The sequence below is a fragment of the Bradyrhizobium sp. CCBAU 21365 genome, assembly GCF_015291305.1.
In the GTDB taxonomy this organism is placed as follows: domain Bacteria; phylum Pseudomonadota; class Alphaproteobacteria; order Rhizobiales; family Xanthobacteraceae; genus Bradyrhizobium; species Bradyrhizobium elkanii.
Map to the genome: position 1 here is coordinate 6150407 of NZ_CP030036.1, position 23135 is coordinate 6173541.

Genomic DNA, 23135 nt, shown 5'->3' on the forward strand with positions numbered 1-23135 from the left:
GGCGTCAACCCTACTGATATCTTTACGATGTAAAGATCATAATACAGGGAGATGCGGAATGCTCGACCAGGTCACATCCAATGCGGCGCGCACCAATCTGGCGCCGATCCCATTCGAAGCCGACGCGCCGTTCCTGAAGATCTCGGGCGAATTGCCGCGCGACCTGAACGGCACGCTCTATCGCAACGGTCCCAATCCGCAGTTCGAGGCGCCGGGTGCGCACTGGTTCGTCGGCGACGGCATGCTGCACGCCTTCCATCTCGAGAACGGCCGCGCCAGCTATCGCAACCGCTGGGTCCGCACGCCGAAATGGCAGGCCGAGCACGACGCCGGCCGCGCGCTGTTCGGCGGCTTCGGCCGCAAGCTGCCGGATGCGCCGGCAACGACCACGACCGACGGCGGCGTCGCCAACACCAACATCATCTTCCATGGCGGCCGCCTGCTCGCGCTGGAGGAAGGCCATCTGCCGACCGAGATCGAGCCCGGCACGCTCAATCGCCTCGGCTATTGCGACTACAAGGGTGCGATCTCCGGTCCCTTCACCGCGCATCCCAAGATCGATCCGGTCACCGGCGAGATGGTGTTCTTCGGCTACAACGCCGCAGGCCCGCTGACGCCGGCACTGTCGTTCGGCGCGGTCAGTTCGTCCGGCGTGGTGACGCGGTTCGAGCGCTTCGAGGCGCCCTATGCCAGCATGGTGCACGACTTCATCGTCACCGAGAATCATGTGCTGTTTCCGATCCTGCCGATCACCGGCAGCATGCAGCGCGCGATGCGCGGACAGGCGCCCTATGCCTGGGAGCCGGAGAAAGGCGCCTATGTCGGCGTGATGAAGCGCAGCGGCGCGTCAAAGGACATCGTCTGGTTCCGCGCCGAGACCTGCTACGTTTTCCACGTGATGAACGCGTGGGAGGACGGCAACCGCATCATCGCCGACGTGATGCAGTTCGAGGAAGCGCCGCTGTTCAATCATCCCGACGGCTCGCCGACCGACCCGCGGAAGAACCGCGCGCGCTATTGCCGCTGGACCTTCGACCTCTCCGGCAACACCGACCGCTTCACGCAAACCTATCTCGACGACCTTACCGGAGAATTCCCCCGCGTCGACGATCGCCGCGCCGGATTTGCCAGCAATCACGGCTGGTACGCCTGCGCCAACCCCGATCTGCCGATGTTCGGTGCGCTGTCGGGCGTCGTGCATGTCGACGGGCGTGGCAAGCGGCTCGGCCATTATCTGCTGCCCGCCGGCGATACGATCTCCGAGCCTGTGTTCGTCGAGCGCGGCGCTGACGCCGCGGAAGGCGACGGCTGGCTGCTCGCGGTGGTCTGGCGCGCCCGCGAAAACCGCAGCGACCTCGCCGTGTTCAACGCGCAAGATGTCGAAGCGGGCCCGACCGCGCTGGTCCATCTCGGTCACCGCGTGCCGGATGGATTCCACGGCAATTGGGTGGGGGCGGAGTAGCGAACGATCGCTCCGGATCAGAGCGCCAATCTCTCCATTCGTCATGCCCGGGCTTGTCCCGGGCATCCACGTCTTTGTTCACCGGAAAGACTGTCCGGGACAAGCCCGGCCATGACAACGGGAACGGCGAACGCCAAGTGCGGAGACCACTCTATGTCATTGCCAAGCCTTGATTTTTCTCATTCAGCTCACAATTTTGACACTGTAAAGATTTTGCTTGACGCTTTCATTGCTCGCCCCTAGGGTATCTTTACGATGTAAAGATCAGCCGATGAGGCTCACCATGACGATCTTCCTGATCCTCGCTCCCTACGGCGCCTTCGCCATGCTGATGCTGGTGACCTCAGCCACGGTGAGCCTGCTCTGTGCCGCCCTGATCTGCCTTGCCGTGATCGCGTTCGATGTCGCACGCGGCCGCAGCATCAAGATCCTCGGCGTCGGTTCGGTCGTCGTGTTCGCCGCGATCGGCCTCTACCTCGTCTTCGTCGACGCGACGTCGAGCAGCATCGCGGTGAAGATCGCGGTCGATGCCGGCATGCTGCTGGTGTCGCTCGGCTCGATCATGGTCGGCCATCCCTTCACGCGGCAATATGCGCTGGAGCAGGTCGATGCCGAGACTGCGAAGCTGCCCGGCTTCCTCCACGCCAATTACCTGATCACCGGCGCCTGGACCGTTGCGATGCTGCTCATGCTGATCGGCAACATTGCGGTGCTTTACGTGCCGGCGCTGCCGCTGTGGACCGGCCTCTTGGTCGCCTTAGCCGCACGTAATGCCGCGGTCGGCTTCACCCACTGGTATCCGCACTATCGTGCGGCCAAGGACGCGGCGCCGCCGGCCGGCGCGCTGCCGTCCCGCTAAGCGCTGCCATAACAACATCACTACGATCATCCCGAGGAAACGGAAACCACGACGATGAAGAGCGTATTTGCCAGGCTTGCGAGCGACTTCCTCTCCACCATCGTCTTCCTGGTGGTCTATTTTGCCACCGACAATGTCCTGATCGCCACCGGTGTTGCGATCGCGGGCGCGATTGCCCAAGTGGTCTATGCGCGCGTCAAGGGACAGGCGCTCGGCTACATGACCTGGGCGAGCCTTGGGCTGGTGATCGTGCTCGGCGGCGCGACGCTTTTCACCAACGATCCGCGCTTCGTGCTGGCGAAGCCCGCGATCGGCCACATCGCGATCGGCGCGATCATGCTCAAGCGCGGCTGGATGCTGCGTTATTTGCCGCCGATCGTGACCGAGACGATTCCGGAATACGCCACCCTCGCCGGCTACGCCTGGGCCGGGCTGATGTTCATCCTCGCCGCCGGCACCATCGCAATCGCAGCGACCGGCGACATGAAGCTGTGGGCGTTCTATGTGTCGGTGGTGCTGGTCGGCACCAAGGTCGCCGCCTTCGCGATCCAGTATGTCGCCTTCCGCTTCCTGGTCGGAAGCCGGCTGCGCGCCGCCGCCCGCGCCTGATCGCCGCAGCCGCGAACTAGGCGCGCGCGGCAAGATGGGCTATACCCGCGCACGCTTACATCTCGAGGGGAGACATCAATGGCGGTGGACGGAAACTGGAATCTCACGATGACGACGCCGATGGGCGAGCGCAAGGCGACGCTGTCGCTGGCAAGCTCCGGCAGCACGCTCACCGGCACGCAGAGCGCCGAGGGCAACTCCACCGAAATCTTCGACGGCACCGTGAACGGCGACGACGTCGCCTGGAAGGTTTCCATCACCAACCCGATGCCGCTGACGCTCGAATTCACCGGCAAGGTCTCCGGCGACGGCATCTCCGGCGAGATGGGCATCGGCCCGATGGGCAGCTTCCCGTTCACCGGCACGCGAGCGTAACCGCAGCACGCGCGCACGCATGCGCGTCCTGAGATCCGTTGCCGTCATGGCGTTGCTGGCCACGACGGCTTCCGCGCAGCAAGCAAGCGAAGCCGAACCGGCGTGGCGCGCAAGCGCGGTCGCGCTGGTGCCGGCCGGATATGTTGCGGGCACCTCTTCCAGCACGGATGCCGCCGGCACCACCGGCTACCTTGCGGTCTATGCTGCGAGCGCAGACGACCCGAAGACGCCGACAAGCGTCTTCGCGCCACGTCAGATGATGGTCGTGACGCTAAGCAAGGATGGCACTCGTGCGCTGTCGGCCGAATTGAAGCCGCGCGGTCCCAGCGACATCGCGACCGGAAACGCCGACGGGACGGACAATGATTTTGCCGCGCGCCAGGCCGAACTTGACGTGAAGCGAAGCGCACTGCCCGGTGGCACCGAACCATGCGACCTCGGCGCCTGGTCGGAGGACAAGGACCTCGCAGGCCTCAACGTACGCGCGGAGCCGTCGGCGAAGGCACGCGTGCTCGGCAAGCTGCCGCCGCCCTACCATCTCAAGATGGGCGGGGCCGAGAACACGCCGGAGGGCGGTTGGCTCACCGAGTTTCGTATCATCGGTTTCAAGGACGGCTGGTTTCTGATCGAGGGCGCGATGCCGCCGGGCAAGGCCTATGAGGATGACAAGCGCTATCCGCGCAACGCGCCAAAGCCGTATGCCGGGCGCGGATGGGTTGCCGCCAACAAGGTCGGCGCAAGCTACGCCAACGGCTACACCCGCATGGGCGGGCTGTTCCAGGCACCCTTCGTCGATGCCAAGTGGACGCCGGCGCTGCGCAAGCTCGGCGGTGAGTTCGACACCGACGACGGTCCGAAACGCATCCTCGCCTGCAGCGGCCACTGGGCGCTGGTGGAGAGCCATGACGGCGTGCGCGGCTGGTGGCGCAGCCTGTGCTCCAACCAAGTGACGAACTGCAGCTAGAACCAGATCTGCATCGGCAAACCATGGGCGTCTCGCGACGCTGCCTCGGGAACGCTTCCGCAAGGTTCGCGCGCAGCCAGCGCCACCGCACACGCATCCAGCACATCGTCGCGCTTCGCGCCGGTGCCGATCCGCATCTGGGTGAGCCAGCGATCGATCTCGCGGAAGCCTGATTGCTTCAGCAGCCTGCGGCGGAGCGCATCGCCCTCCTCCGACTTCTTGCGCGGCAAAGGCTCGCCGCGGTTCAGCCGCAGGAACACCAGTTCGGGATGCACCTCGCGGATGTCGCGCGTGGCGTTCGCGCGCACGAACGCGTCGACCTCCATGATCTTCTTGCCGAGATGCCAGAGCTGGCGCGACACGCGGCTCTGGCCGCAGCGCACCGCTTCCGCATTCGCGAGATCGGGATCATCAAACTGCTGCCACAGCCAGCGCCGCGCGCCGGTGAAGACCCGCGAGTTGTGCGGACGCAAACGCGCGCGGGCAAGCAGGTCGCAATCGCGCTCGCCGTCATCGGTCATGCCGATCGGGATATCGATCCCGGCGCGGTCGAACGGACGCGACAGCGCGTCCGTAATATCGGTGTGAAAGGAAATGCTGCGCCGGTCGCCGTCAACCGTGACGGCGACCCAGCCCCTGGAGAATCCGTCGAGGCCGACCGCAATCAACCCCGATCCTCAACCGAGGTTCAATTCCTTGAAGAAGTCGTTGCCCTTGTCGTCGATGATGATGAAGGCCGGGAAGTCGACCACCTCGATGCGCCAGATCGCTTCCATGCCGAGCTCGGGATACTCGACAACCTCGACCTTCTTGATGCAGTGCTCGGCGAGGTTCGCCGCGGCGCCGCCGATCGAGCCGAGATAGAAGCCGCCGTGCTTCTTGCAGGCCTCGCGTACCGCGACCGCGCGGTTGCCCTTGGCGACCATCACCATCGATCCGCCGGCGGCCTGGAACTGGTCGACGAAGGAGTCCATGCGTCCCGCCGTGGTCGGGCCGAACGCGCCGGAGGCGTAGCCATCGGGCGTCTTGGCGGGACCCGCGTAATACACCGGATGGTTCTTGAAGTAGTCCGGCAGCGGCTCACCCTTCTCCAGCCGCTCGCGCAGCTTGGCATGCGCGGAATCGCGCGCCACGATCATGGTGCCGGTCATCGAGACGCGGGTCTTGATCGGATATTGCGACAGCGTCGCCAGGATCTCCTTCATCGGCTTGTTGAGGTCGATCTTGACGACCTCGCCGCCGAGCGACTGCTCGACCGCGGGCAGATACTGCGCCGGGTTGTGCTCGAGCTCCTCGAGATAGACGCCATCCCTGGTGATCTTGCCGAGCACCTGGCGGTCCGCCGAGCACGACACGCCGAGCCCGATCGGCAGCGATGCGCCGTGGCGCGGCATCCGGATCACGCGCACATCGTGGCAGAAATATTTGCCGCCGAACTGCGCGCCCACCCCCAAGCTCTGCGTCATTTTGAGGATTTCCTGTTCCATCTCGAGATCGCGGAACGCATTGCCGTCGGCCGAGCCGTGGGTCGGCAGCGCGTCGAGATAGCGCGCCGAGGCAAGCTTCACGGTCTTCATGCAGAGCTCGGCCGAGGTGCCGCCGATCACGATCGCAAGGTGGTACGGGGGACATGCCGCGGTGCCGAGCGTCAGCACCTTCTCCTTCAGGAAGGCGAGCAGCCGGTCCCTGGTCAGCACCGACGGCGTTGCCTGGAACAGGAAGCTCTTGTTGGCCGAGCCGCCGCCTTTGGCCATGAACATGAACTTGTAGGCGCCCGCAGAATCCCCTTGGCCCTCGGCGTAGATCTCGCACTGCGCCGGCATGTTGTTGGCGGTGTTCTTCTCCTCATACATCGACAAGGGAGCTACCTGCGAGTAGCGCAGATTGCGGCGCAGATAGGCATCGCGCGCGCCTTCGGACAGCGCGGCCTCGTCGTCACCGTCGGTGATGACGTTGCATCCCTTCTTGCCCATGATGATCGCGGTGCCGGTGTCCTGGCACATCGGCAGCACGCCGCCGGCCGCGATGTTGGCATTCTTCAGGAAGTCGAAGGCGACAAACTTGTCGTTATCGCTGGCTTCCTTGTCCTCGAGGATCGAGCGCAGCTGCTTCAGGTGGCCCGGCCGCAGATAGTGGTTGATGTCGCCGAAGGCGGCCTCGGAGAGCGCGCGCAGCGCTTCCCGCGACACCACCAGCATGTCCTTGCCCAACACCTTCTCGACCCGGACGCCCTCGCTCGTCACCTTCTTGTAGGGCGTGGTGTCGGCACCAAGCGGGAACAGCGGCGTGTGCTTGTAGGGCGGAACGGGCTTCTGCTGGTCGGGAAAGGCGGAGGGGGCGTTCATGAGCTGCTCGTCGGTTTCGAAAGGCCGGTGCCGGCCGCGGGGCCGCCGGCAATGTAGAGCCGTTCTAAGCCTTTTTCCGACAAAGGAAAGGGAAGCGGGCCGCCTTCCAGCCATGCGCGGGACTGGCAATCCACGTGCTATGTTTCATGCCATCGTAATCCCAGGTTGCCACAACGCCGGCAAGCCGCGGAACGGCCAAGGAAACCATCCGGAAATCATCAGGAGACCTTCATGAAGACAGCGCTTTTCGTCTGGTTCGCGGCGCTGGCCTTGTTGATCGCGATCCCGACCGGCGCCGATGCCGCCCGCCTCGGCAGACCGTGCGGCGGCCTTGCCGGACTGCAATGCAGCGGTCGCGGCCAGTTCTGCCAGTTCAAGCCCGGGACCTGCGGCCGCTTCGACCAGACCGGCACCTGCGCGTTCCGCCCGACGATCTGCAACAAGATCTTCAAGCCAGTATGCGGCTGCGACGGCAAGACCTATGGCAATGATTGCGAGCGCCGGGCCGCCGGGGCTTCCAAGGCGCAGGACGGCAAGTGCTCGTCCTGACGCAGCCATATTGACGCGCTCCGCGGGAGCCTGCATGTAGCTTCGCGTATTTTCATACCGCGGGGGGTATTTCGTGACAGCATCGTTGCGCCGACGCTTGCCTTTGAGCATCCGCTCCACTCTGCCGGCCGCGCTGATCGCGCTGGCGACGGTTTTCGTCGCGGCGCCTGCGCATGCCGATCCCTGCGTTGACATCGCCAAGCAGCTCGCCGGCCAGATCGACGGGCTGAAGGTCAATTTCAGCGCCGCCAACATCACATATCTCACGCACCCGGCGGCGAAGGAATTGTCGCTCGGCTGCCGCGGCAAGGATTATTCGATCGAGCTCTACGCCAAGACCGATCGCAAGATGAAGCCGGAGTTCTTCAACCTGGTCGGCTCCGCCACGGCGCTGATCTTCACCGTGCCGAAGGACGACGCCGTCACCGGCACCTCGCGCTGCCTGAAGCGCATGGGCATCCTGCGCGGCAACACCATCACGATGCGCTATCGCCGCCTCAATCTCGAATGCACTCGCAACAAGACCGACGCCTCGATCACGGTTCGCCGCGGCAACAACGAGTGATCAGCCTTCGCTGGTGATGCGCGCGATGGCGTCGAGCACCCTGCCCCATCCCGGGCTCATCATGTCGAAGGCGAAGCGGTTGCCCGGCAGCACGAAGCCGTCATGCACCATCCGCAGATGGGTGCCGCCTTCGACCGGCGTCAGCGTCCAGGTGACGATCGTATCAAGCTTCGAGCCGTATTCCGGATTGGTATCAGCGCCGCCCTTCCAGGAGTAGCGCAACTGGCGCGGCGGATCGCAATCCAGCACCTCGCAATGCACGACACCGTCCCAGTCGCCCATCGGCTTGGTATGGAAATTGAAGCGATGGCCAACGGCCGGCGCGAAATCGTTCGGCATCAGCCATTTCGTGATCCGGTCGCTCGTCGTCAGCGTCCGCCAGATCTTCTCGGCCGTGTAGGGCAGCACCTTCTCGACCGTGATCGCGTGCGTCTCACCCATCACTCACTCTCCTTCAACAGCCGTTCCAGATTTGCGAAGCGCTCGGTCCAGAACGTCTCGTAGTGGCCGAGCCAGTCGATCAGCGGGCCGAGCCCCTTCGGCGCGACGCGATAATGGATGTGTCGGCCCTCGCGCCGCTCGGCGACCAGCCCGGCATCGCGCAGCGCGCGCAGATGTTGCGACACCGCCGGCTGCGACACCTTTGAACCCTGCACCAGGCCGGTCGCGGCGATCTCGCCTTCCCGCGCAATCCGCTCAAACACCGCCCGCCGCGTCGGGTCCGCGAGGGTCTTCAACACATCGGTCAGCTGCGTGGCGGCGGGCATGAAATTATATAAGCAATTGCTTATATGATTGTCAATACAGTCGCGACGCAGGAACGTCCCGCCTGCTCCGAAAGTTGATCGCTGCGGTCGCATGTTTGCCGGGAAAAGGGTGCGATAATATCGACTGGAATCGCGCGGAGCCGCTCATGATCGCAAAGCTCCTTCTGCAGAATACCTTCTTCGTCATCGCCATGGCCGTGCTGCTGTTTGCCTTCGCAGGTACGCTGCACTGGCCCGGCGCATGGGCCTATCTGATCGCCTCGGCCGTGATCGGCCCGGCCTGCGGGCTGTGGCTTGCCAAGGTCGATCCCGGGCTGCTGGCCGAGCGCATGCGCCTCACCGCGCGTGAAGGCCAGCCCACCGAGGACAAACGGTTCATGCTGGTGTTCCTGGTCGTTGCCGTGCTGTGGTTCGTCGCGATGGGGCTCGACCGGCGCTTTGACGGCGTCAATGACGGCGTGCCGCTGATCGTGCTCGGCCTTGTGCTGTATCTGGTCTCGACCGTGGCGATCCTGTGGGTGTTCCGCACCAACTCGTTCGCCGCGCCGGTCGTGAAGGTGCAGACCGAGCGCGACCATCACGTCATCTCGACCGGTCCCTACGCGCTGGTCCGCCATCCGATGTATACTAGTGTGATGCTGTTCTTCATCGGCGTGCCGCTGACGCTCGGCTCCTGGTGGGGCCTCGCCTTCGTGCCGGTGTTCTTCGTGATGTTTGCGATCCGCACCCGGATCGAGGAGCGCACGCTGGTGACGGGGTTGTCAGGCTACGCCGATTATGCGGCACGGGTGCGCTACCGCCTCGTGCCCGGGCTGTGGTGAGGGATCATCATGGCAGAGAGCAAGACCTACACCGGCGGTTGTCATTGCGGACAGGTCCGCTTCGAATGCACCACCGATATGGCTATGGTGACGGCCTGCAACTGCTCGATCTGCACCAAGAAGGGCCTGCACTTCGTGTTCATGCCACCGTCGAGCTTCCAGCTTCGCGCCGGCGCCGAGAACCTCAAGGAATATCTCTTCAACCGCCATGCGATCCGCCATCAGCTCTGCGTCGATTGCGGCGTCGACGTGTTCGCGCGTGGCAAGAAGCCCGATGGCACCGACATCGTGGCGCTGAATGTCAGCTGCATCGATGGCATCGATCTGTCAAAGATCGCGATGACGCCGGTGGATGGGCGGAGCCGGTAGCCTTCCACGCCGTCATTCCGGGGCACGCGGAGCGTGAACCCGGAATCCAGGGATTGTGGCGCGAGATTCCGGGTTCACTTCGCGCCCCGGAATGACGGTGCCTACAAATCCAGCGCCTTGTAGCGCCGGAAAATGCCCTCTTCGTTAAAAGGAATCCGCCGCTCGCTGGCCAGATACGCCTTGATGTTCGGCCGCTCGGCGACGCGATCGCGCAGCGCGATCAGCCGCGGGACCCTCTTCTCGAACGCTGCCATCCGCTTCGGAAACGCGTAGCGCAGGCCGTCCACGATCTGGAACAGCGACAGGTCGGCGTAGGTCAGCCGGCGGCCGGTGACGAACGCACCGCGGTTGGCTTGCACGAGATCCTCGAAATAGCCGAGATATTTCGGCACCCGCGAATCCCAGAACTCCTCGGTGCGCTTCTTCGCCGGCGCCTTCTGGTCCTCGTAATACAGCGACGGCCCGAGCGGATGATGGGTGTCGTGGATCTCCAGCACGAAGTCCGCGATGGTCAGCTGCAGCTGGTGCACCCAGAGCTTTCCACCCTCCGCCTTCGGCGCGAGGCCGTGGCGCGCGCCGAGATAGAGCAGAATGTTGGCGGTCTGCCCGATCACGAGACTGCCGGCCTTGAGGAACGGTGGCGCGAAGGGTGGCGTGCCCTTGTGTGTCTCCATCATCTTCGTCATGGCACCCATGCCGCCCTTGGCGCGCGCGACATCGGTGTAGCCGGCGCCCGCATCCTCGAGCGCGAGGCGGACATATTCGCCGCGGCCCTGGATCATCGGCCAGTAGTAAAGCTGATAGTGCATGCACTTACCTCCGAAAACTTCGCCGCATCGCCTCGCTTCAGCTCGATCGTAGCCATGTCGCGGTCAGATCGTCCACCGCGCGCGGCCGCCTGTGCGAACCGCGCGGAGACTGCTAAGGTTCCAACGTCGAATCTTCGATGAAGGATCATCTTATGGCGGACAGCAAGAAGAAGCGGGGCGCGGCGGATCGCGCTCTGATCGCGTTGAGCGAGTCCTACGAAGTTGCGTACTGGTCCAAGAAGTTCAAGGTCACGCCGGCGAAGCTGAAAGCCGCGGTGAAGAAGGTCGGGCATTCCGCCAAGAAGGTGGAAGCCCATTTCAAGGAGCAGCGCCACAAGGCCGCCGACCGTGCGCGGATCGCGATCAGCGAGCCCTACGAGGTCCGCTACTGGTCGAAGAAGTTCAAGGTGACCCCTGCCCGGCTCAAGACCGCGGTCGCAGCCGTCGGACATTCCTCGAAGAAGGTCGAAGCCTACTTCGCGGCGAAGAAGAAAACCGCGAAGAAAAAGAAGGCTGCGAAGAAGACCGTCAGGCGCAAGAAGAGCTGAGCGCGATCGCACTATCCCATTGCGAGGAGCGGAGCGACGAAGCAATCCATCGCTCCGCGCGTATGGCAGGATGGATTGCTTCGCTGCGCTCGCAATGACGAAGCAGATGCGCTCCCCCTCAATTCGCCGCGAAGCAGTACAGCAAGCCGTCGCCGCCGGTGCTCTTCAGGTCGGCCTGCGAGCAGCCGCCGTCCGGGCCGCGCGAGGGATGCGACGTGTTCCAGGATTTCGACGGCTCGTCGTCGCGCAGGCCCTTGCGGTCGAAATGCCCAAGCATGGCGGCGCCTTGCGTGCTGCTTGTCCAGTTCTTGCAGGTGCGGTCCTCGCCGGCCGCAAACGCCGTACCGTCGGCCTGCGATCCCGTCAGCACGTCGTGGCGGTTCGGCGTGTCGCCGGCACCGTTGACGACCTCGCCCTTCTCGGACAGCGCGGTCTGCTTGGTGAGATTGTTGCCGGCGCTGTGCAGGTCGGCGACGTCCTTGGCGACCACGACGCCCTTCACATTCTTCCAAGGTCCCTTGCCGATGCGGTCGCGCGCATTCTCCGCTGCCTTGCCGTCGGCCGCCTGGGTCGAGAGATAGGCGCGCCAGGTCTTCGGCGCACCGAAGCCGGCGGCCTGCGCCAGCGTCTGGCAATGATTGTCGGCGCCGGCGAGCCCGCCGAGATTGCCGCCGTTGCCGATGCCGTTGCTGGTGAGGAAGAAGCTGGTGTCGGCGGTCTGCGCCGCCGCCGGCGGCGCCGCCACGACGACAAACGCAAGACAGGCCGGAACCGCGATCTGCGCAACGATCTTCATCTCAATCCTCCCGATGGTTGTTATGGTCCGCTGAGATCAACCCGCAGGCCCTCCGGATATTCCGGCGCCGCGACATGTGAATGAAGGCACAACACAAAGGCGCCGCGGACCAAGCCGCGGCGCCTTGTATCTGTCATCTCCGGCAATCGATCAGTTGGTCTGCTGGATCGCCGAAAGCTCCCAATTGCCGCCACGCTGGCGCACGAAGGTCCAGACCTCCGTGACCTCCTCCGGCTGCGTGCTGCCGCCGACCTGACGGCCGGTGCCGCGTTCGAGCACGGTGTCGACCAGCGAGTAGCGCATCGCGACCGTCGCATACTCGCTGTCGCCTTCGCGCCAGGCTTCCGCCAGATCGCCCTGCAGCAGCTTCACGTTGGTCACCTTGTTGGTGACGTTGCGCGCCTTGTTCTCCTCGAGATCCTTCGAGAAGTACGACACCATCTCCGGCGTCGCGAGCGTGTGCAGCTTCGCAATGTCCTCGTTCGACCACGCGGTCTGGATGTCGCCGAGCAGCCGTTCGAACGTCTCATAGTCGCCAGGCGCGATCTCCACCGGCGCATTCGATCCGCCGCCGAGGCCGAAGCCGAAGCCCGAGCGGGCGTTCGCCTGCGGACCGGGGCCGACGTCGGGGCCACCCGCGTAGGCCGCCGCCGGCGTGTTGCGGCGCTGCCACCACGACATCGCAAGGCGAACCACGAGCACGATCAGGCCGATCTGCAGCAGGAGGCCGAGCATCGACGACAGGCCGCCGAGACCCGAGAACAGCCCGCCGCCGAACAGCATGCCGAACAGGCCGGCGCCAAGGAAGCCCGCGGCGAGGCCGCCGAGCAGGCCGCGGCCCATTCCGCCGCGACCGAACAGGCCGCCGGAATTCGCCGCCGCCGGCGCGCCCATGTTCGGGCTACCAGGCTGGCTGAAGGTGCGGTTCATCGGCGCAACCGAGCCCGGCGCCGTGTTGGTCGAAGGCGGCGCGGAGAATGTCCGCGAGCCGCGCGAGCCGCCGCCGCCAACGCGGGCGTCGGCCGCCGAAACGGTCATCATCACGGGCAGCGCCAGCGCCATCGCGACGGCGATCGCCCGAACAATTCCACGCGTGCGTTGCGAGAAATTCATGTTGGTTTCCTCAAAGGATTCCCCGGCATGGGGAAACGCCCCTAAGATGGGCAGGGCCGGTTAAAAGTGAAGCGGGAAACGGGAACCGCGGCTGCGGCCCTCGGTCGCGGAGATGTGACACTATGGTCCTTGTGGATGCGACGCCGCGTCCTACCCCGAGATGCCGCCGAGGTTCAACCGGAACAGCACCCGCCCCCTGGAACAGGTGAATCCGCAACCCGCATCGCCGCGCGGCTAATTCGCCGTCATGGTTTCCTTCACCGCGGCGACCAGCTGCGTCAATGTGAAGGGCTTCGGCAGGAACGCGAACTGCTGGTTCTCCGGCAGGCTCTTCTCGAACGCGTCCTCGGCATAGCCTGAGACGAAGATGATCTTCAGCTCCGCGTTGCGGCTGCGCATTTCCTTCAGCAGCGTCGGGCCGTCCATCTCCGGCATCACGACGTCGGAGACGACGAGATCGACGGCGCCGTTCTTCTCCTCGAACGCCTCCAGCGCCTCGACGCCGTTCGCCGCCTCGATCACGCTGTAGCCGCGCGAGCGCAGGCCGCGCGCATTGAGCGAGCGCAGGCCGTCCTCGTCCTCCACCAGCAGGATGGTGCCCTGCCCGGTGAGATCGGGCTTCGGCTTGGCGGCTTCCACGGCGGTTTCCTTGGCCGCACCGTTGCCGACCTGGGCCTCGGGCGCGACCTCCTGCTCCTGGCGATGCCGCGGCAGATAGATCCGGAACGTGGTGCCGCCGCCCGGCACGGAATCGACATAGACGAAGCCGCCGGTCTGCTTGACGATGCCGTAGACCGTGGACAGGCCGAGGCCGGTTCCCTTGCCGACGTCCTTGGTCGAGAAGAACGGCTCGAAGATCTTGTCGATGATCTCGGCCGGAATGCCGGTGCCGGTGTCGGCGATCTCGATCTTCACATAGTCCGCCGCCGGCATGCCCTTGTTGGCGAGCTGGGCGGCCTCCTCGGTCGGCACATTGGCGGTGCGGATGATCAGCTTGCCGCCGTCGGGCATCGCATCGCGCGCGTTGACCGCGAGATTGACCACCACCTGCTCGAACTGCGAGACGTCGACCTTCACCGGCCACAGGTCGCGGCCATGCACGAGGTCGAGCTTGACCTTCTCGCCGATCAGCCGGCGCAGCAGCATGGTGAGGTCGCTCAATGCATCGCCGAGATCGAGCACCTGCGGCCGCAGCGTCTGGCGGCGCGAGAATGCAAGCAGCTGCCGCACCAGCGTCGCGGCGCGGGTGGCGTTCTGCTTGATCTGCATGATGTCCTGGAACGACGGGTCGGTCGGCTTGTGTGCGTTCAGCAGGAAGTCGTTGGCCATCATGATGGCCGACAGCACGTTGTTGAAGTCGTGCGCGATGCCGCCGGCGAGCTGGCCGACCATCTCCATCTTCTGCGATTGGTTGATCTGGTTTTCCAGCGCGCGCCGCTCGGTGGTCTCGAGCATGTAGACGATCGCGGTCTCGGCGTCGCGCTCGTCCTTCTCGACGGTGGTGACGAAGAACTGGGCAAAGCGCTCCTTGGGCCCGTCGAGCATCACCTCGACCGGCGCGATGTCGCCCTGGCCCTCGGCCGCCTGGTTGATCGCGGCGATCAAGAGGCCGCGGTCGCGCGGATTGACGGCGCGGAAGATCGACTTGGCGGCGCCGCCGTCGCCGTTCAGGCCCTGCGCCAGCTTGGCATAGCGCGCATTGGCGCCCACCACATTGCCGCCGCGATCGACGGTCGCGATCGCCATCGGCGTATGGTCGAAGAAGCGCATGAAACGCACCTCGGCGGCGCGCTCCGGATCGGAATGCTCGTCGCGGGCGCGGCTGATCACCAGCGTGCGCGAGGCGCCCGCCGCGCCGTCGGCGCCGAAGGCGAGCTTGTGATAGAGCCGCACCGGCACGGTCTTGCCGCCGCGCATCCGCAGGTCGATGTCGAACACCTCGGTCTTGACCTCGCCCGGCACCGCCGCAATCGAGGTCAACAGCGCCGCGCCGTCGCCCGAGACGATGTCGGTCAGTTTCAGGCCGCCCGAGCCGATCTCGGCCAGATCGTAGTCCAGCCAGTTGGCCAGCGTGGCGTTGACATAGGCGATCTCGCCGGCCGGATTGACCGAGAAGAAGCCGCATGGCGCGTGATCGAGATATTCGATCGCGTGCCGCAGCTCCTGGAACACGTCTTCCTGGCGCTCGCGGTCGCGGGTGACGTCGGCGATCGACCAAACCGCATATTTCGCATCGCGCTTGCCTTCGCCGAGCGGGCGTACCCGCAGCCGCAGCCAGCGACCCTGCCCGGCCTCGTGGCCGGCGACGCGGACCTCCTCCTGCTGCCGCTTGCCCTCGCGGGCAGCCTTCAAAAGGCGGAACACGGCCTCGGAGACGTCGGGGTTGCCGATGAAGACCCGCTCGACCGGACGGACCTCCTGCGGCCCGGCCGCGCCGGTCAGCGTGAGATAGGCGGCGTTGGAATAGACCACGTGGCCGCGGGAGTCGGTGACGACGAGCCCTTCCTGGGCCTGGTCGGCGATCCGCGCCATCACCGGATCATCGGTGGCACGGTCGGAGAAGCGGATGATGCCGGCGGCAAGGGCGAACAGGTTGAACAGCCCGACGGTGGCGAGCAGCGCCAGCACGCCGAGGATATAGGGCTGCGCCTCGGTGCGGCCGATGGTCATCAGCCAGACCGCCACCGCGACGATGCCGGCGGCGATCAGGACCACCAGCAGGATGCTGCCGTTCCGCCGCGCTGGCCCGTGGGCCACGAACGGCTCGGTCACGGAAGGATCGTTGCTATCGGCGGTCATCTGGAGAGACATGGCTCGTCTGCATCACGAAGGCGACCGGCCGGCCACCTCGCCCCTGAGTGCCTGAATCGGACCCGAAAACGCAAGTCCAACAGGCGGCAATTTCGCAAGTTACGCGCATTTCAAGCGGGTTTTCCGCCCCTTACTGACGCAGGCCGGACAGGCCGCGCCTCAGCCGCATCACGTAGCCGATGATTTCGGCAACCGCGTGATAGTGCTCGACCGGGATCTCCCGGTCGATCTCGACCGTCGCATAGAGCGCCCGGGCCAGCGGCACGTTCTCCACGATCGGAATGTCGTGCTCCTTGGCGACCTCGCGGATCTTGAACGCGATGATGTCGACGCCCTTGGCGACGCAGATCGGCGCCGACATGCTGCGGTCGTAGGCCAGCGCCACCGAATAGTGGGTCGGGTTGGTGATGATCACCGAGGCCTTCGGAACCTGAGCCATCATACGCTTCTTGGCGCGCTGGACCCGCAATTGCTTGATCCTGCCCTTGACGTGCGGGTCGCCTTCCGACTGCTTGAACTCCTCCTTCATCTCCTGCAGCGACATCTTGTGACGCTCGTACCAGGTCCGGTACTGGAAGAAGTAGTCGGCGATCGCGACCGCAGCGAGGATGGCCACCACCGCCGCCAACAGGTGCACCGTCATGCCGGTGATGGCGGGCAGCAGTTCGGCCGGATCGACCCGCAGGAAGGATTCCATCCGCATCCGATCGGGCCACAGCACCGCGACCATCACGGCGCCGAGCGCGATCAGCTTGAACAGGCCTTTCAGGAAATTCGCCACCGCCTGCTTGCCGAACAGCCGCTTGAAGCCGGCAGCCGGCGAGATCTTGGAGAATTTCGGCTTCAGCTGCTCGCCCGACCACACCAGCTGATGCTGCACCATGTTGCCCGCGATCGCGGCCAGCGCCAGCAACAGGAACGGCACGCCGATCGCGGCGACCACCGCGTAGCCGAGCGACTGGGTCAGCGCCAGCAGGCCGGCGCCGTCGGTGCGGATCATCCATGAATTGGCGATCAGGTTGCGCAGCGGCATCAAGATGCCGCTGCCGATCGAACCCGAGAAGGTCGACAGCACCAAAGTGCCGCCGGCGATCACGAACCAGGTGTTGACCTCCTGGCTCTTGACGACATCACCTTTCTCGAGGGCTTCATCGAGACGTTTTTGCGTAGGGTCTTCTGTTTTGTCTTCGGTATCGTCCGCCACTTCTTCTCCTCCTAATTCATCGGAGCGAGCTGGCGCATGACGCCGAGGAAATAGTCGAGATAGGTGTTCATCATCGCGGCGAGCACGACGCCGAAGATCAGGAACCCGACCATGATCGAGAGCGGCACGCCGACGAAATAGACCTGCATCTGCGGCATCAGCCGCGCCAGCACGCCAAGCCCGATGTTGAAGACCAGGCCGAACACCAGGAACGGCGCGGACAGCTGCAGGCCGATCTTGAAGGCGGCGGAGAAGGCCGAGGTCGCAAGCGCGGCGACATCGCCGGTCGGCATGATCTCGCCCGGCGAGAAGATGCGGTAGCTCTCGCTCAGCGCCGCAATGACGAGATAGTGGCTGTCGGTCGCAAACAGCAGCGTGAGGCCGAGGATGGTGAGGAAGTTGCCGATGATCTGGCCCTGCTGCCCCTGGGTCGGATCGACAGCGGTGACGAAGCCGAGGCCGAGCTGCTGCGCGATCACGGAGCCCGCGACGTTGAGCGCCGACAGCGTCACCCGCGCGGTCGCGCCGAGCACGATGCCGATGATGAGCTCATGCACCATCAGGACGCCGAGCGAGGAGATCGACGTCAGGTCGACATGATAGGCGTTGCGATGCAGGGGAAGGATGATCAGCGTCAGCAACAACGCGATCGACAGCTTGACCCGCGCCGGGATGTTGCTCTCGCCGAAACCGGGCAGCAGCATCACCATCGCGCCCACGCGCGCGAAGACCAGCACGAAGATCGCGGCCAGCGCCGGCAGCAGGGAGACATCGATGCGCATGACCGCGGCATTAGTGCATCAACCGCCGATGATTCGCGATGAAATCCGCATCATGTGGCTACTGAGCGAGTCCGCCATGAACGGCAGCGCCAGCAGCAATGTGACGAAGATCGCGAGGATCTTCGGCACGAAAATCAGGGTCTGTTCCTGGATCTGCGTCAGCGCCTGGAACAGCGACACCACGACGCCGACCACGAGGCCGACCACCATCAGGGGCGACGACACCACCACGATGGTCCAGATCGCATCGCGCGCCACGTCGAGGGTTTCGGGGCCGGTCATTGGGTTCTCGCTTGCTAGTGTTTGCACCGTCGTTCCGGGGCGATGCAACGCATCGAACCCGGAACCTCGAGATCTTTGATGTGCAATTGCACATCTGAGGCTCGATGCTGCGCATCGCCCCGGGATGACGTCGCAGGCCACGTCAGATCGGCATCTTCATGATGTCTTCGTAGGCCTGGATCACGCGGTCGCGCACCGAGACCAGCGTCGACACCGCAACGTCGGTGTCGGCGACCGCCGTCACCACGTCCATCACGTTCGCCTTGCCCGAGGCCATCGCCATGGTCTGCGCGTCGGACTTCTTGCCCGCCTCCAGGACGCTGCCGACGGAGTCCTTCAGCAGCGCGCTGAAGGATGGGCCGGCGACGGCCTGCCCGGCCTTCTCGGCGCCGCCGCGCTCCATCATCTTGGCGAGGTTGGCATAGGCGTTGGCGGCGACTGTCGGTGAAGCCATGATTTACGTTCCCTGTTCTTGTTGCGTCAGGACTTGAGGATGTCGAGCGTGCGCTGGATCATCCGCCGCGTCGCGCTGATGATGTTGAGGTTGGCCTCGTAGGAGCGCTGGGCGTCGCGCATGTCGGTCATTTCGACCATCGCATTGACGTTCGGATATTTGACGTTGCCCGAGGCGTCCGCCGCCGGATTGCCCGGCTCGTGCTTGACACGGAACGAAGACTGGTCAGGGCGGATCCGGCCCAGCGCCACGACCTGGGCGTCGAGCGTGCGATCGAGCGTGGAGGAGAAGGTCGGCACCTTGCGGCGGTAAGGATCGCCGCCCGCGGTCTGCGCCGTCGAATCGGCATTGGCGATATTTTCCGAGATCACCCGCATGCGCCCCGCCTGCGCCCGCAGGCCTGAGGTCGCGATGCTCATCGAGCGGGCGAAATCGCTTGTTCCATCTGCCATGGGATCCTCCTGCCGCCGTCAGGCGGGCTACCCTTGCTCTAGCCCTTGCCGATCGCAGTCTTCAGCAGATGCAGGCTGCGGCTGTAGAGCGAGGTGACGGCCGCATAGTCCATCTGGTTGGCCGACACTTTCAGCATCTGCTCCTCGAGATTGACCGCGTTGCCGGCCGGACGGGTCTGGAACCCGCTCTTGCCGCGATCGTTGTCGAAGCTGTCGGGCGCGCCGGACGCCGCCATGTGGGTGGCGCTGGTCTGCATCATCGGCAGCGTGCCCACGCCGCCGCCGACCGTGGCGCCGGCCCGGTCGAACTTCGGCTCGACCAGGTCGCGCGGCCGGAAGCTCGGCGTGTCGGAATTGGAAATGTTCTCGGCGAGCACCCGCTGGCGCTCCTGGTGCCACTGCATCTTGGTGCGCAACGCCGACAGGATCGGGAGATCATTCATGGCCATCGCCGCGGCTCCGTTAACCTCTGGCTCTTCCGAGGTAGGCAGAATTTGCCCGGTGTATGGTTAACGGGTGGTTAAAATGCCGGACGGATCCGTGGAGAACGCCGCAACTGCGGCCTGCGAGCGCATTTTCGCCACGAATGCTGCGTTAACCAGCATAAACCAAGACAGTGCGGGGCGCTGAGAAGTCGTTTTGGGACAAGCGATTCTTGGTTTATTAATAGAACAGTGGGCTGCAAGCCGCTGGGAATTAAGAAATAAGGCGAATCTCGGGCGCGATTCGCTGCGCAAACCGCACCTGTCAATCCGCGCCCGTTGATGGCGAAAGCTGAGGATGGCCAAGATGGCCGGGGACTCCAATATGCAGGTCATTACATTCGTCTTGGCATTCGTTGTCGTGCTGGCGCTCATCGGCGTGACCGCATGGCTCGTCCGCCGCTTCGCCGGAAACCGCCTCGGGGCCAACGCCAACCGAGGACGCATGCCGCGCCTGGCGGTGATCGACGCTGCCGCGGTCGACGGGCGGCGCCGCCTGGTGCTGGTCCGCCGCGACAACATCGAGCATCTCCTGATGATCGGCGGCCCCACCGATATCGTCGTCGAGCCGAATATCGTCCGCGCGATGCCCGCGCGCGATCAAATGTCGACCCGCCCCGCGGTCGCAGCCGATGCCGCGCCGCCGCGCGTGGCGCCGCTTCCGGATGCAGCCTGGAACGAGAGCGAAGCCGCCCGCTCCGAGAATTTCGAGCTTCCCGAGCCGGAGCTGCCGCCGCGTCAGGCGCGGCCCTCCTTCGCCGACGAGCTGCGCCGGCCCCCGCCGCCGCTCGCCGAGCGTCGCAGCGATCCGCTCGCGGGCTTCACGCCCGAACGCGGCGAGCCGCGGCCCGATCCGATGCCGCCACGCCTGCCGCCGCGCTCCGAGCCGGTGGTCCCGCGCCCGCCGCGCGCCGCCGAGCCGCCGAAGGCGCCGCCACCGCTGCGCACAACCGAGCGCGCCGTGACGCCGCCGCCACCGCCTCCCCAGACACCGCCGCCGGCCGCGACGCAGGCGCCTTCGGCAGCGCCGCCTCCATCGAACGCCGACGCCAATCTCGCCGAGATGGCGCAACGGCTCGAAGCGGCGCTGCGCCGCCCGACCGGCGCCGGCGAGACCGTCGCGCCGCCGGTTGCGCCTGAGGCGCCGCCGGCGCGCCCGCAGCGAAGCGAGCCGCCCGCCCCGCCCGCCGGCGGACAGAAGAGCGGGTTCGAGAATCTCGAGGACGAGATGGCCTCGCTGCTCGGCCGACCGAAGAATCCTTCGTGAGGCCAGCGGCCGTCCCGCGTAGAGTTTTTTTCATCGCTGTCCTGATCGCCGCCGGATCCCTCGCTGATCCGGCGATGGCGCAGGATATCAGCATCAATCTCGGCGGCGGCAATGGCGGCGTCACCGAGCGCGCGATCCAGCTGATTGCGCTGCTCACGGTGCTGTCGATCGCGCCGTCGATCCTGATCATGATGACGTCGTTCACGCGCATCGTGGTCGTGCTGTCGCTGCTGCGCACTGCGCTCGGCACCGCCACCGCGCCGCCGAACTCGGTGATGATCGCGCTCGCGATGTTCCTCACCGCCTTCGTGATGGGCCCCGTGCTGCAGAAATCCTATGACGACGGCATCAAGCCGCTGGTCGCCAACCAGATCGGCGTCGAGGACGCGCTGCAGCGCGCCTCGGTGCCGCTGCGCGGCTTCATGCAGAAGAACGTCCGCGAGAAGGATCTGAAGCTGTTCATGGACCTCTCCGGCGAGCCGCCGCCGGCGACGCCGGAGGAGATGTCGCTGCGCATCCTGGTGCCGGCCTTCATGATCTCCGAGCTGAAACGCGCCTTCGAGATCGGCTTCCTGCTGTTCCTGCCGTTTTTGATCATCGACCTCGTGGTCGCCTCGGTCCTGATGTCGATGGGCATGATGATGCTGCCGCCGGTGGTGGTCTCGCTGCCGTTCAAGCTGATCTTCTTCGTGCTGGTCGACGGCTGGGCCCTGGTCGCCGGCAGCCTGGTGCAGAGTTACGGGGGGTAGCTTCCCAACGGCTTGCGCCATTTGTAGAGGGGCGGCGGCGACACAAAGACTACGCCGCGCTGAAGGCTGCCCTCGATGCGTGGTTCGACGAAGTCAAGAAGGCGCAATGGGCCAACTCTGCGGATGTACGACGCAGCTACTCAACCGCCAGCATCGTTTCAGCGGATCGGATCGTCTTCAACATCAAGGGAAACGAATATCGGTTGGTTATCGCCGCCGACTTCGAGAAGGGTATCGTATGGATCAAATGGATCGGTACGCACAAGGACTACGACAAGATTGACGTGAAAGAGGTGCGACATGGCGACTGAGGTCAAGCCAATCCGGACGGAACAGGATTATGAGCTTGCGCTAAAGGAGGTGGAACGCCTCTGGGGCGCAAAAGCGGGAACGCGCGATGGCGACAGGCTGGACGTGCTCGCAACGCTGATCGATGCCTATGAAGCTCAACACTACCCGATGGATCCTCCTGATCCCATCGAAGCAATCAGTTCCGGATGGAGCAGCAGGGACTGACCCGGCGGGATCTGGAGGGGATCATCGGGACGCGAACCCGCATCGCCGAAGTTTTGAATAGAAAGCGCGCCCTCTCGGTGGGGATGATTCGACGCTTGCACGAGCATCTCGGTATCTCGGCGGAAGTGCTGATCCGACCGAGTCGGAAGAACGCGGCCTGAGCCGGGTGCAGAGTTACGGGGGGTAGCGCCCTGCGAAACATTCATGGCCGGTCGGCTGGATCGGCCACACCGTTGCACTATCATGCCCGGCACCGCATCCAGGGAGCCGCGCCGTGCAGCAGCCATTCGACCGCGCCGCAGAAGACCTTGGCAACGCCATTCATCTCGAACATGTCAATGTGCAGGTGCCCGACCAGCGCCTCGCCACGCTGTTCTACGTCGCCGGCATCGGGCTGACCCGCGATCCCTATCTGATGGTCTCCGACAGCAACATGTGGGTGAATGTCGGCCGCAGCCAGTTCCATCTGCCGAGCGGCCGGCCGCAGGTGCTGCGCGGCCACAGCGGCATCGTGATCGCCGGGCGGCAGGCCCTGCTGCAGCGGCTCGCCGCGGTCGCGCCCAAGCTCGAAGGCACCGCGTTCAGCTATCGCGAGCGCAATGATCACGTCGAGGCCGTCTGCCCCTGGGGCAACCGCCTGCGCTGCTTTGAACCGGACGCCGGACGGTTCGGGCGCATCGCGCTCGGCATGCCCTATGTCGAGTTCGAGGTGCCGCGCGGCACGGCTGAGGCGATCAGCCGGTTCTATCCGGAGATCATGGGCATCCCCGCCAGCGTTGTGAACGGCGACGGCACGCTCGCGCGCGCAAAAGTCGGCAAGGATCAGTATCTGCAATTCCGCGAGAGCGACGCGGCGCCGGGCGGATTCGACGGTCATCACATCCAGATCTACATCACGGATTTCTCGGGCCCCTACCAGCGGCTGCGCGAACGCAATCTGATCTCCCGCGAGGACAATCAATACCAGTACCGCTTCTGCGACATCGTCGATCCGGCCGACGGCCGGCATCTGTTCACCGTCGAGCACGAGGTGCGCAGCGCCACCCACCCGATGTATCTGCGGCCGCTGGTCAACCGCAACCCGGCGCAGACCAACCGCACCTTCGCCAACGGCTACGACCAGGCGCCATGGGCGATGGGGCCGGACCAGTATGACGGCTGAGCGCGCGCTCTTCCGCGTCACGT

Annotated in this window: 28 protein-coding genes and 1 pseudogene; 15 read left to right on the top strand and 14 right to left on the bottom strand. The window is 65.1% G+C overall.

Annotated features, from left to right (window positions below; genetic code table 11):
- Positions 1–58: 58 nt before the first annotated feature.
- From XI02_RS29005 to XI02_RS29025, 5 genes are all read left to right on the top strand, one after another.
- Complete coding sequence (locus XI02_RS29005) at positions 59–1462, top strand: carotenoid oxygenase family protein (protein ID WP_016844787.1); 1404 nt, start codon at positions 59–61, stop codon at positions 1460–1462.
- A gap of 283 nt (positions 1463–1745) precedes the next feature.
- Positions 1746–2321: a hypothetical protein gene (locus XI02_RS29010; RefSeq protein ID WP_038375858.1), complete on the top strand. Its 576-nt coding sequence runs from the start codon at positions 1746–1748 to the stop codon at positions 2319–2321.
- A 54-nt stretch (positions 2322–2375) separates the two neighbouring features.
- Positions 2376–2930, top strand: a complete 555-nt coding sequence (locus XI02_RS29015) for an inner membrane-spanning protein YciB (RefSeq protein ID WP_018272457.1) — start codon at positions 2376–2378, stop codon at positions 2928–2930.
- Positions 2931–3008: 78 nt separating this feature from the next.
- Positions 3009–3305, top strand: a complete 297-nt coding sequence (locus XI02_RS29020) for a hypothetical protein (protein WP_016844784.1) — start codon at positions 3009–3011, stop codon at positions 3303–3305.
- 19 nt (positions 3306–3324) lie between these two features.
- The gene (locus tag XI02_RS29025) at positions 3325–4269 is read left to right on the top strand and encodes a hypothetical protein (protein ID WP_016844783.1); all 945 of its coding nucleotides are present in this window, start codon (positions 3325–3327) and stop codon (positions 4267–4269) included.
- On the opposite strand, the gene XI02_RS29030 is transcribed toward XI02_RS29025, so the two are convergent.
- Both XI02_RS29030 and XI02_RS29035 read right to left on the bottom strand, forming a co-directional pair.
- On the bottom strand, positions 4266–4937 hold the full coding sequence (locus tag XI02_RS29030) for a DUF429 domain-containing protein (protein ID WP_016844782.1): 672 nt from the start codon (positions 4935–4937) through the stop codon (positions 4266–4268). The genes XI02_RS29025 and XI02_RS29030 overlap by 4 nt on opposite strands.
- Before the next feature lie 9 nt (positions 4938–4946).
- Complete coding sequence (locus tag XI02_RS29035; protein ID WP_016844781.1) at positions 4947–6614, bottom strand: fumarate hydratase; 1668 nt, start codon at positions 6612–6614, stop codon at positions 4947–4949.
- 231 nt (positions 6615–6845) lie between these two features.
- Here XI02_RS29035 and XI02_RS29040 point away from each other — a divergent pair, with 231 nt between their 5' ends.
- On the top strand, positions 6846–7163 hold the full coding sequence (locus tag XI02_RS29040; RefSeq protein ID WP_016844780.1) for a Kazal-type serine protease inhibitor family protein: 318 nt from the start codon (positions 6846–6848) through the stop codon (positions 7161–7163).
- 103 nt (positions 7164–7266) lie between these two features.
- Positions 7267–7728, top strand: coding sequence for a hypothetical protein (locus tag XI02_RS29045; protein ID WP_016844779.1), 462 nt, complete (start codon positions 7267–7269; stop codon positions 7726–7728).
- On the opposite strand, the gene XI02_RS29050 is transcribed toward XI02_RS29045, so the two are convergent.
- Positions 7729–8169 carry an SRPBCC domain-containing protein gene (locus XI02_RS29050; RefSeq protein WP_016844778.1) on the bottom strand — a complete coding sequence of 147 codons (441 nt, stop codon included), beginning with the start codon at positions 8167–8169 and terminating at the stop codon, positions 7729–7731.
- Entirely contained in the window at positions 8169–8495 is a 327-nt protein-coding gene (locus XI02_RS29055; protein ID WP_016844777.1) for a helix-turn-helix transcriptional regulator, read from the bottom strand. The genes XI02_RS29050 and XI02_RS29055 overlap by 1 nt, the downstream gene beginning before the upstream one ends.
- A 146-nt stretch (positions 8496–8641) precedes the next feature.
- Between XI02_RS29055 and XI02_RS29060 the strand changes: the two genes are divergently transcribed.
- Together XI02_RS29060 and XI02_RS29065 are read left to right on the top strand one after the other, a co-directional pair.
- Positions 8642–9316, top strand: coding sequence for an isoprenylcysteine carboxylmethyltransferase family protein (locus tag XI02_RS29060; RefSeq protein ID WP_016844776.1), 675 nt, complete (start codon positions 8642–8644; stop codon positions 9314–9316).
- Positions 9317–9325: 9 nt separating this feature from the next.
- The gene (locus XI02_RS29065; RefSeq protein WP_016844775.1) at positions 9326–9685 is read left to right on the top strand and encodes a GFA family protein; all 360 of its coding nucleotides are present in this window, start codon (positions 9326–9328) and stop codon (positions 9683–9685) included.
- Between the two features lie 101 nt (positions 9686–9786).
- On the opposite strand, the gene XI02_RS29070 is transcribed toward XI02_RS29065, so the two are convergent.
- On the bottom strand, positions 9787–10494 hold the full coding sequence (locus XI02_RS29070; protein WP_016844774.1) for a glutathione S-transferase: 708 nt from the start codon (positions 10492–10494) through the stop codon (positions 9787–9789).
- A 152-nt stretch (positions 10495–10646) separates the two neighbouring features.
- Between XI02_RS29070 and XI02_RS29075 the strand changes: the two genes are divergently transcribed.
- The gene (locus tag XI02_RS29075; protein WP_038375853.1) at positions 10647–11042 is read left to right on the top strand and encodes a DUF3606 domain-containing protein; all 396 of its coding nucleotides are present in this window, start codon (positions 10647–10649) and stop codon (positions 11040–11042) included.
- A 118-nt stretch (positions 11043–11160) separates the two neighbouring features.
- Here the strand turns inward: XI02_RS29075 and XI02_RS29080 are convergent, their stop codons facing one another.
- The 9 genes from XI02_RS29080 to flgB form a co-directional block, all read right to left on the bottom strand.
- Positions 11161–11838 carry a hypothetical protein gene (locus XI02_RS29080; RefSeq protein WP_018272461.1) on the bottom strand — a complete coding sequence of 226 codons (678 nt, stop codon included), beginning with the start codon at positions 11836–11838 and terminating at the stop codon, positions 11161–11163.
- A gap of 150 nt (positions 11839–11988) precedes the next feature.
- Entirely contained in the window at positions 11989–12951 is a 963-nt protein-coding gene (locus tag XI02_RS29085) for a Tim44-like domain-containing protein (protein ID WP_018272462.1), read from the bottom strand.
- 234 nt (positions 12952–13185) lie between these two features.
- Complete coding sequence (gene cckA, locus XI02_RS29090) at positions 13186–15750, bottom strand: cell cycle histidine kinase CckA (protein WP_075969168.1); 2565 nt, start codon at positions 15748–15750, stop codon at positions 13186–13188.
- Between the two features lie 142 nt (positions 15751–15892).
- On the bottom strand, positions 15893–16966 hold the full coding sequence (gene flhB / locus XI02_RS29095) for a flagellar biosynthesis protein FlhB (protein ID WP_075969169.1): 1074 nt from the start codon (positions 16964–16966) through the stop codon (positions 15893–15895).
- Positions 16967–16977: 11 nt separating this feature from the next.
- A complete protein-coding gene (gene fliR / locus XI02_RS29100; protein WP_016844767.1) occupies positions 16978–17748 on the bottom strand; it encodes a flagellar biosynthetic protein FliR in 771 nt (256 codons plus the stop codon).
- An 18-nt stretch (positions 17749–17766) separates the two neighbouring features.
- Entirely contained in the window at positions 17767–18030 is a 264-nt protein-coding gene (gene fliQ / locus XI02_RS29105) for a flagellar biosynthesis protein FliQ (protein ID WP_016844766.1), read from the bottom strand.
- 142 nt (positions 18031–18172) lie between these two features.
- The gene (gene fliE, locus XI02_RS29110; RefSeq protein ID WP_016844765.1) at positions 18173–18484 is read right to left on the bottom strand and encodes a flagellar hook-basal body complex protein FliE; all 312 of its coding nucleotides are present in this window, start codon (positions 18482–18484) and stop codon (positions 18173–18175) included.
- A 26-nt stretch (positions 18485–18510) separates the two neighbouring features.
- Positions 18511–18936, bottom strand: a complete 426-nt coding sequence (gene flgC, locus XI02_RS29115; RefSeq protein WP_018272466.1) for a flagellar basal body rod protein FlgC — start codon at positions 18934–18936, stop codon at positions 18511–18513.
- 38 nt (positions 18937–18974) lie between these two features.
- Positions 18975–19385, bottom strand: a complete 411-nt coding sequence (gene flgB / locus XI02_RS29120) for a flagellar basal body rod protein FlgB (protein ID WP_016844763.1) — start codon at positions 19383–19385, stop codon at positions 18975–18977.
- Positions 19386–19743: 358 nt separating this feature from the next.
- Between flgB and XI02_RS29125 the strand changes: the two genes are divergently transcribed.
- The 5 genes and pseudogenes from XI02_RS29125 (at position 19744) to XI02_RS29145 (ending at position 23112) form a co-directional block, all read left to right on the top strand.
- Positions 19744–20685 carry a flagellar biosynthetic protein FliO gene (locus XI02_RS29125; RefSeq protein ID WP_245163962.1) on the top strand — a complete coding sequence of 314 codons (942 nt, stop codon included), beginning with the start codon at positions 19744–19746 and terminating at the stop codon, positions 20683–20685.
- The gene (gene fliP / locus XI02_RS29130; protein WP_026193003.1) at positions 20682–21434 is read left to right on the top strand and encodes a flagellar type III secretion system pore protein FliP; all 753 of its coding nucleotides are present in this window, start codon (positions 20682–20684) and stop codon (positions 21432–21434) included. The genes XI02_RS29125 and fliP overlap by 4 nt, the downstream gene beginning before the upstream one ends.
- A 59-nt stretch (positions 21435–21493) precedes the next feature.
- Entirely contained in the window at positions 21494–21745 is a 252-nt protein-coding gene (locus XI02_RS29135) for a type II toxin-antitoxin system HigB family toxin (RefSeq protein WP_240537262.1), read from the top strand.
- Positions 21735–22111: pseudogene (locus XI02_RS29140) on the top strand (type II toxin-antitoxin system HigA family antitoxin). The gene XI02_RS29135 and the pseudogene XI02_RS29140 overlap by 11 nt, the downstream one beginning before the upstream one ends.
- Before the next feature lie 113 nt (positions 22112–22224).
- Positions 22225–23112, top strand: a complete 888-nt coding sequence (locus XI02_RS29145) for a hypothetical protein (protein ID WP_075969302.1) — start codon at positions 22225–22227, stop codon at positions 23110–23112.
- Positions 23113–23135 lie beyond the last annotated feature (23 nt).

Coding starts and splice junctions, on each gene's coding strand:
- XI02_RS29050 (WP_016844778.1), bottom strand. CDS start 8,169: ATGGGTGAGACGCACGCGATCACGGTCGAGAAGGTGCTGCCCTACACG.
- XI02_RS29005 (WP_016844787.1), top strand. CDS start 59: ATGCTCGACCAGGTCACATCCAATGCGGCGCGCACCAATCTGGCGCCG.
- XI02_RS29075 (WP_038375853.1), top strand. CDS start 10,647: ATGGCGGACAGCAAGAAGAAGCGGGGCGCGGCGGATCGCGCTCTGATC.
- XI02_RS29015 (WP_018272457.1), top strand. CDS start 2,376: ATGAAGAGCGTATTTGCCAGGCTTGCGAGCGACTTCCTCTCCACCATC.
- XI02_RS29125 (WP_245163962.1), top strand. CDS start 19,744: ATGCAGGTCATTACATTCGTCTTGGCATTCGTTGTCGTGCTGGCGCTC.
- XI02_RS29070 (WP_016844774.1), bottom strand. CDS start 10,494: ATGCACTATCAGCTTTACTACTGGCCGATGATCCAGGGCCGCGGCGAA.
- XI02_RS29025 (WP_016844783.1), top strand. CDS start 3,325: ATGCGCGTCCTGAGATCCGTTGCCGTCATGGCGTTGCTGGCCACGACG.
- XI02_RS29060 (WP_016844776.1), top strand. CDS start 8,642: ATGATCGCAAAGCTCCTTCTGCAGAATACCTTCTTCGTCATCGCCATG.
- XI02_RS29085 (WP_018272462.1), bottom strand. CDS start 12,951: ATGAATTTCTCGCAACGCACGCGTGGAATTGTTCGGGCGATCGCCGTC.
- flgC (WP_018272466.1), bottom strand. CDS start 18,936: ATGGCAGATGGAACAAGCGATTTCGCCCGCTCGATGAGCATCGCGACC.
- XI02_RS29020 (WP_016844784.1), top strand. CDS start 3,009: ATGGCGGTGGACGGAAACTGGAATCTCACGATGACGACGCCGATGGGC.
- XI02_RS29080 (WP_018272461.1), bottom strand. CDS start 11,838: ATGAAGATCGTTGCGCAGATCGCGGTTCCGGCCTGTCTTGCGTTTGTC.
- fliR (WP_016844767.1), bottom strand. CDS start 17,748: ATGCGCATCGATGTCTCCCTGCTGCCGGCGCTGGCCGCGATCTTCGTG.
- XI02_RS29065 (WP_016844775.1), top strand. CDS start 9,326: ATGGCAGAGAGCAAGACCTACACCGGCGGTTGTCATTGCGGACAGGTC.
- XI02_RS29040 (WP_016844780.1), top strand. CDS start 6,846: ATGAAGACAGCGCTTTTCGTCTGGTTCGCGGCGCTGGCCTTGTTGATC.
- XI02_RS29010 (WP_038375858.1), top strand. CDS start 1,746: ATGACGATCTTCCTGATCCTCGCTCCCTACGGCGCCTTCGCCATGCTG.
- cckA (WP_075969168.1), bottom strand. CDS start 15,750: ATGACCGCCGATAGCAACGATCCTTCCGTGACCGAGCCGTTCGTGGCC.
- XI02_RS29055 (WP_016844777.1), bottom strand. CDS start 8,495: ATGCCCGCCGCCACGCAGCTGACCGATGTGTTGAAGACCCTCGCGGAC.
- fliQ (WP_016844766.1), bottom strand. CDS start 18,030: ATGACCGGCCCCGAAACCCTCGACGTGGCGCGCGATGCGATCTGGACC.
- fliE (WP_016844765.1), bottom strand. CDS start 18,484: ATGGCTTCACCGACAGTCGCCGCCAACGCCTATGCCAACCTCGCCAAG.
- XI02_RS29035 (WP_016844781.1), bottom strand. CDS start 6,614: ATGAACGCCCCCTCCGCCTTTCCCGACCAGCAGAAGCCCGTTCCGCCC.
- flgB (WP_016844763.1), bottom strand. CDS start 19,385: ATGGCCATGAATGATCTCCCGATCCTGTCGGCGTTGCGCACCAAGATG.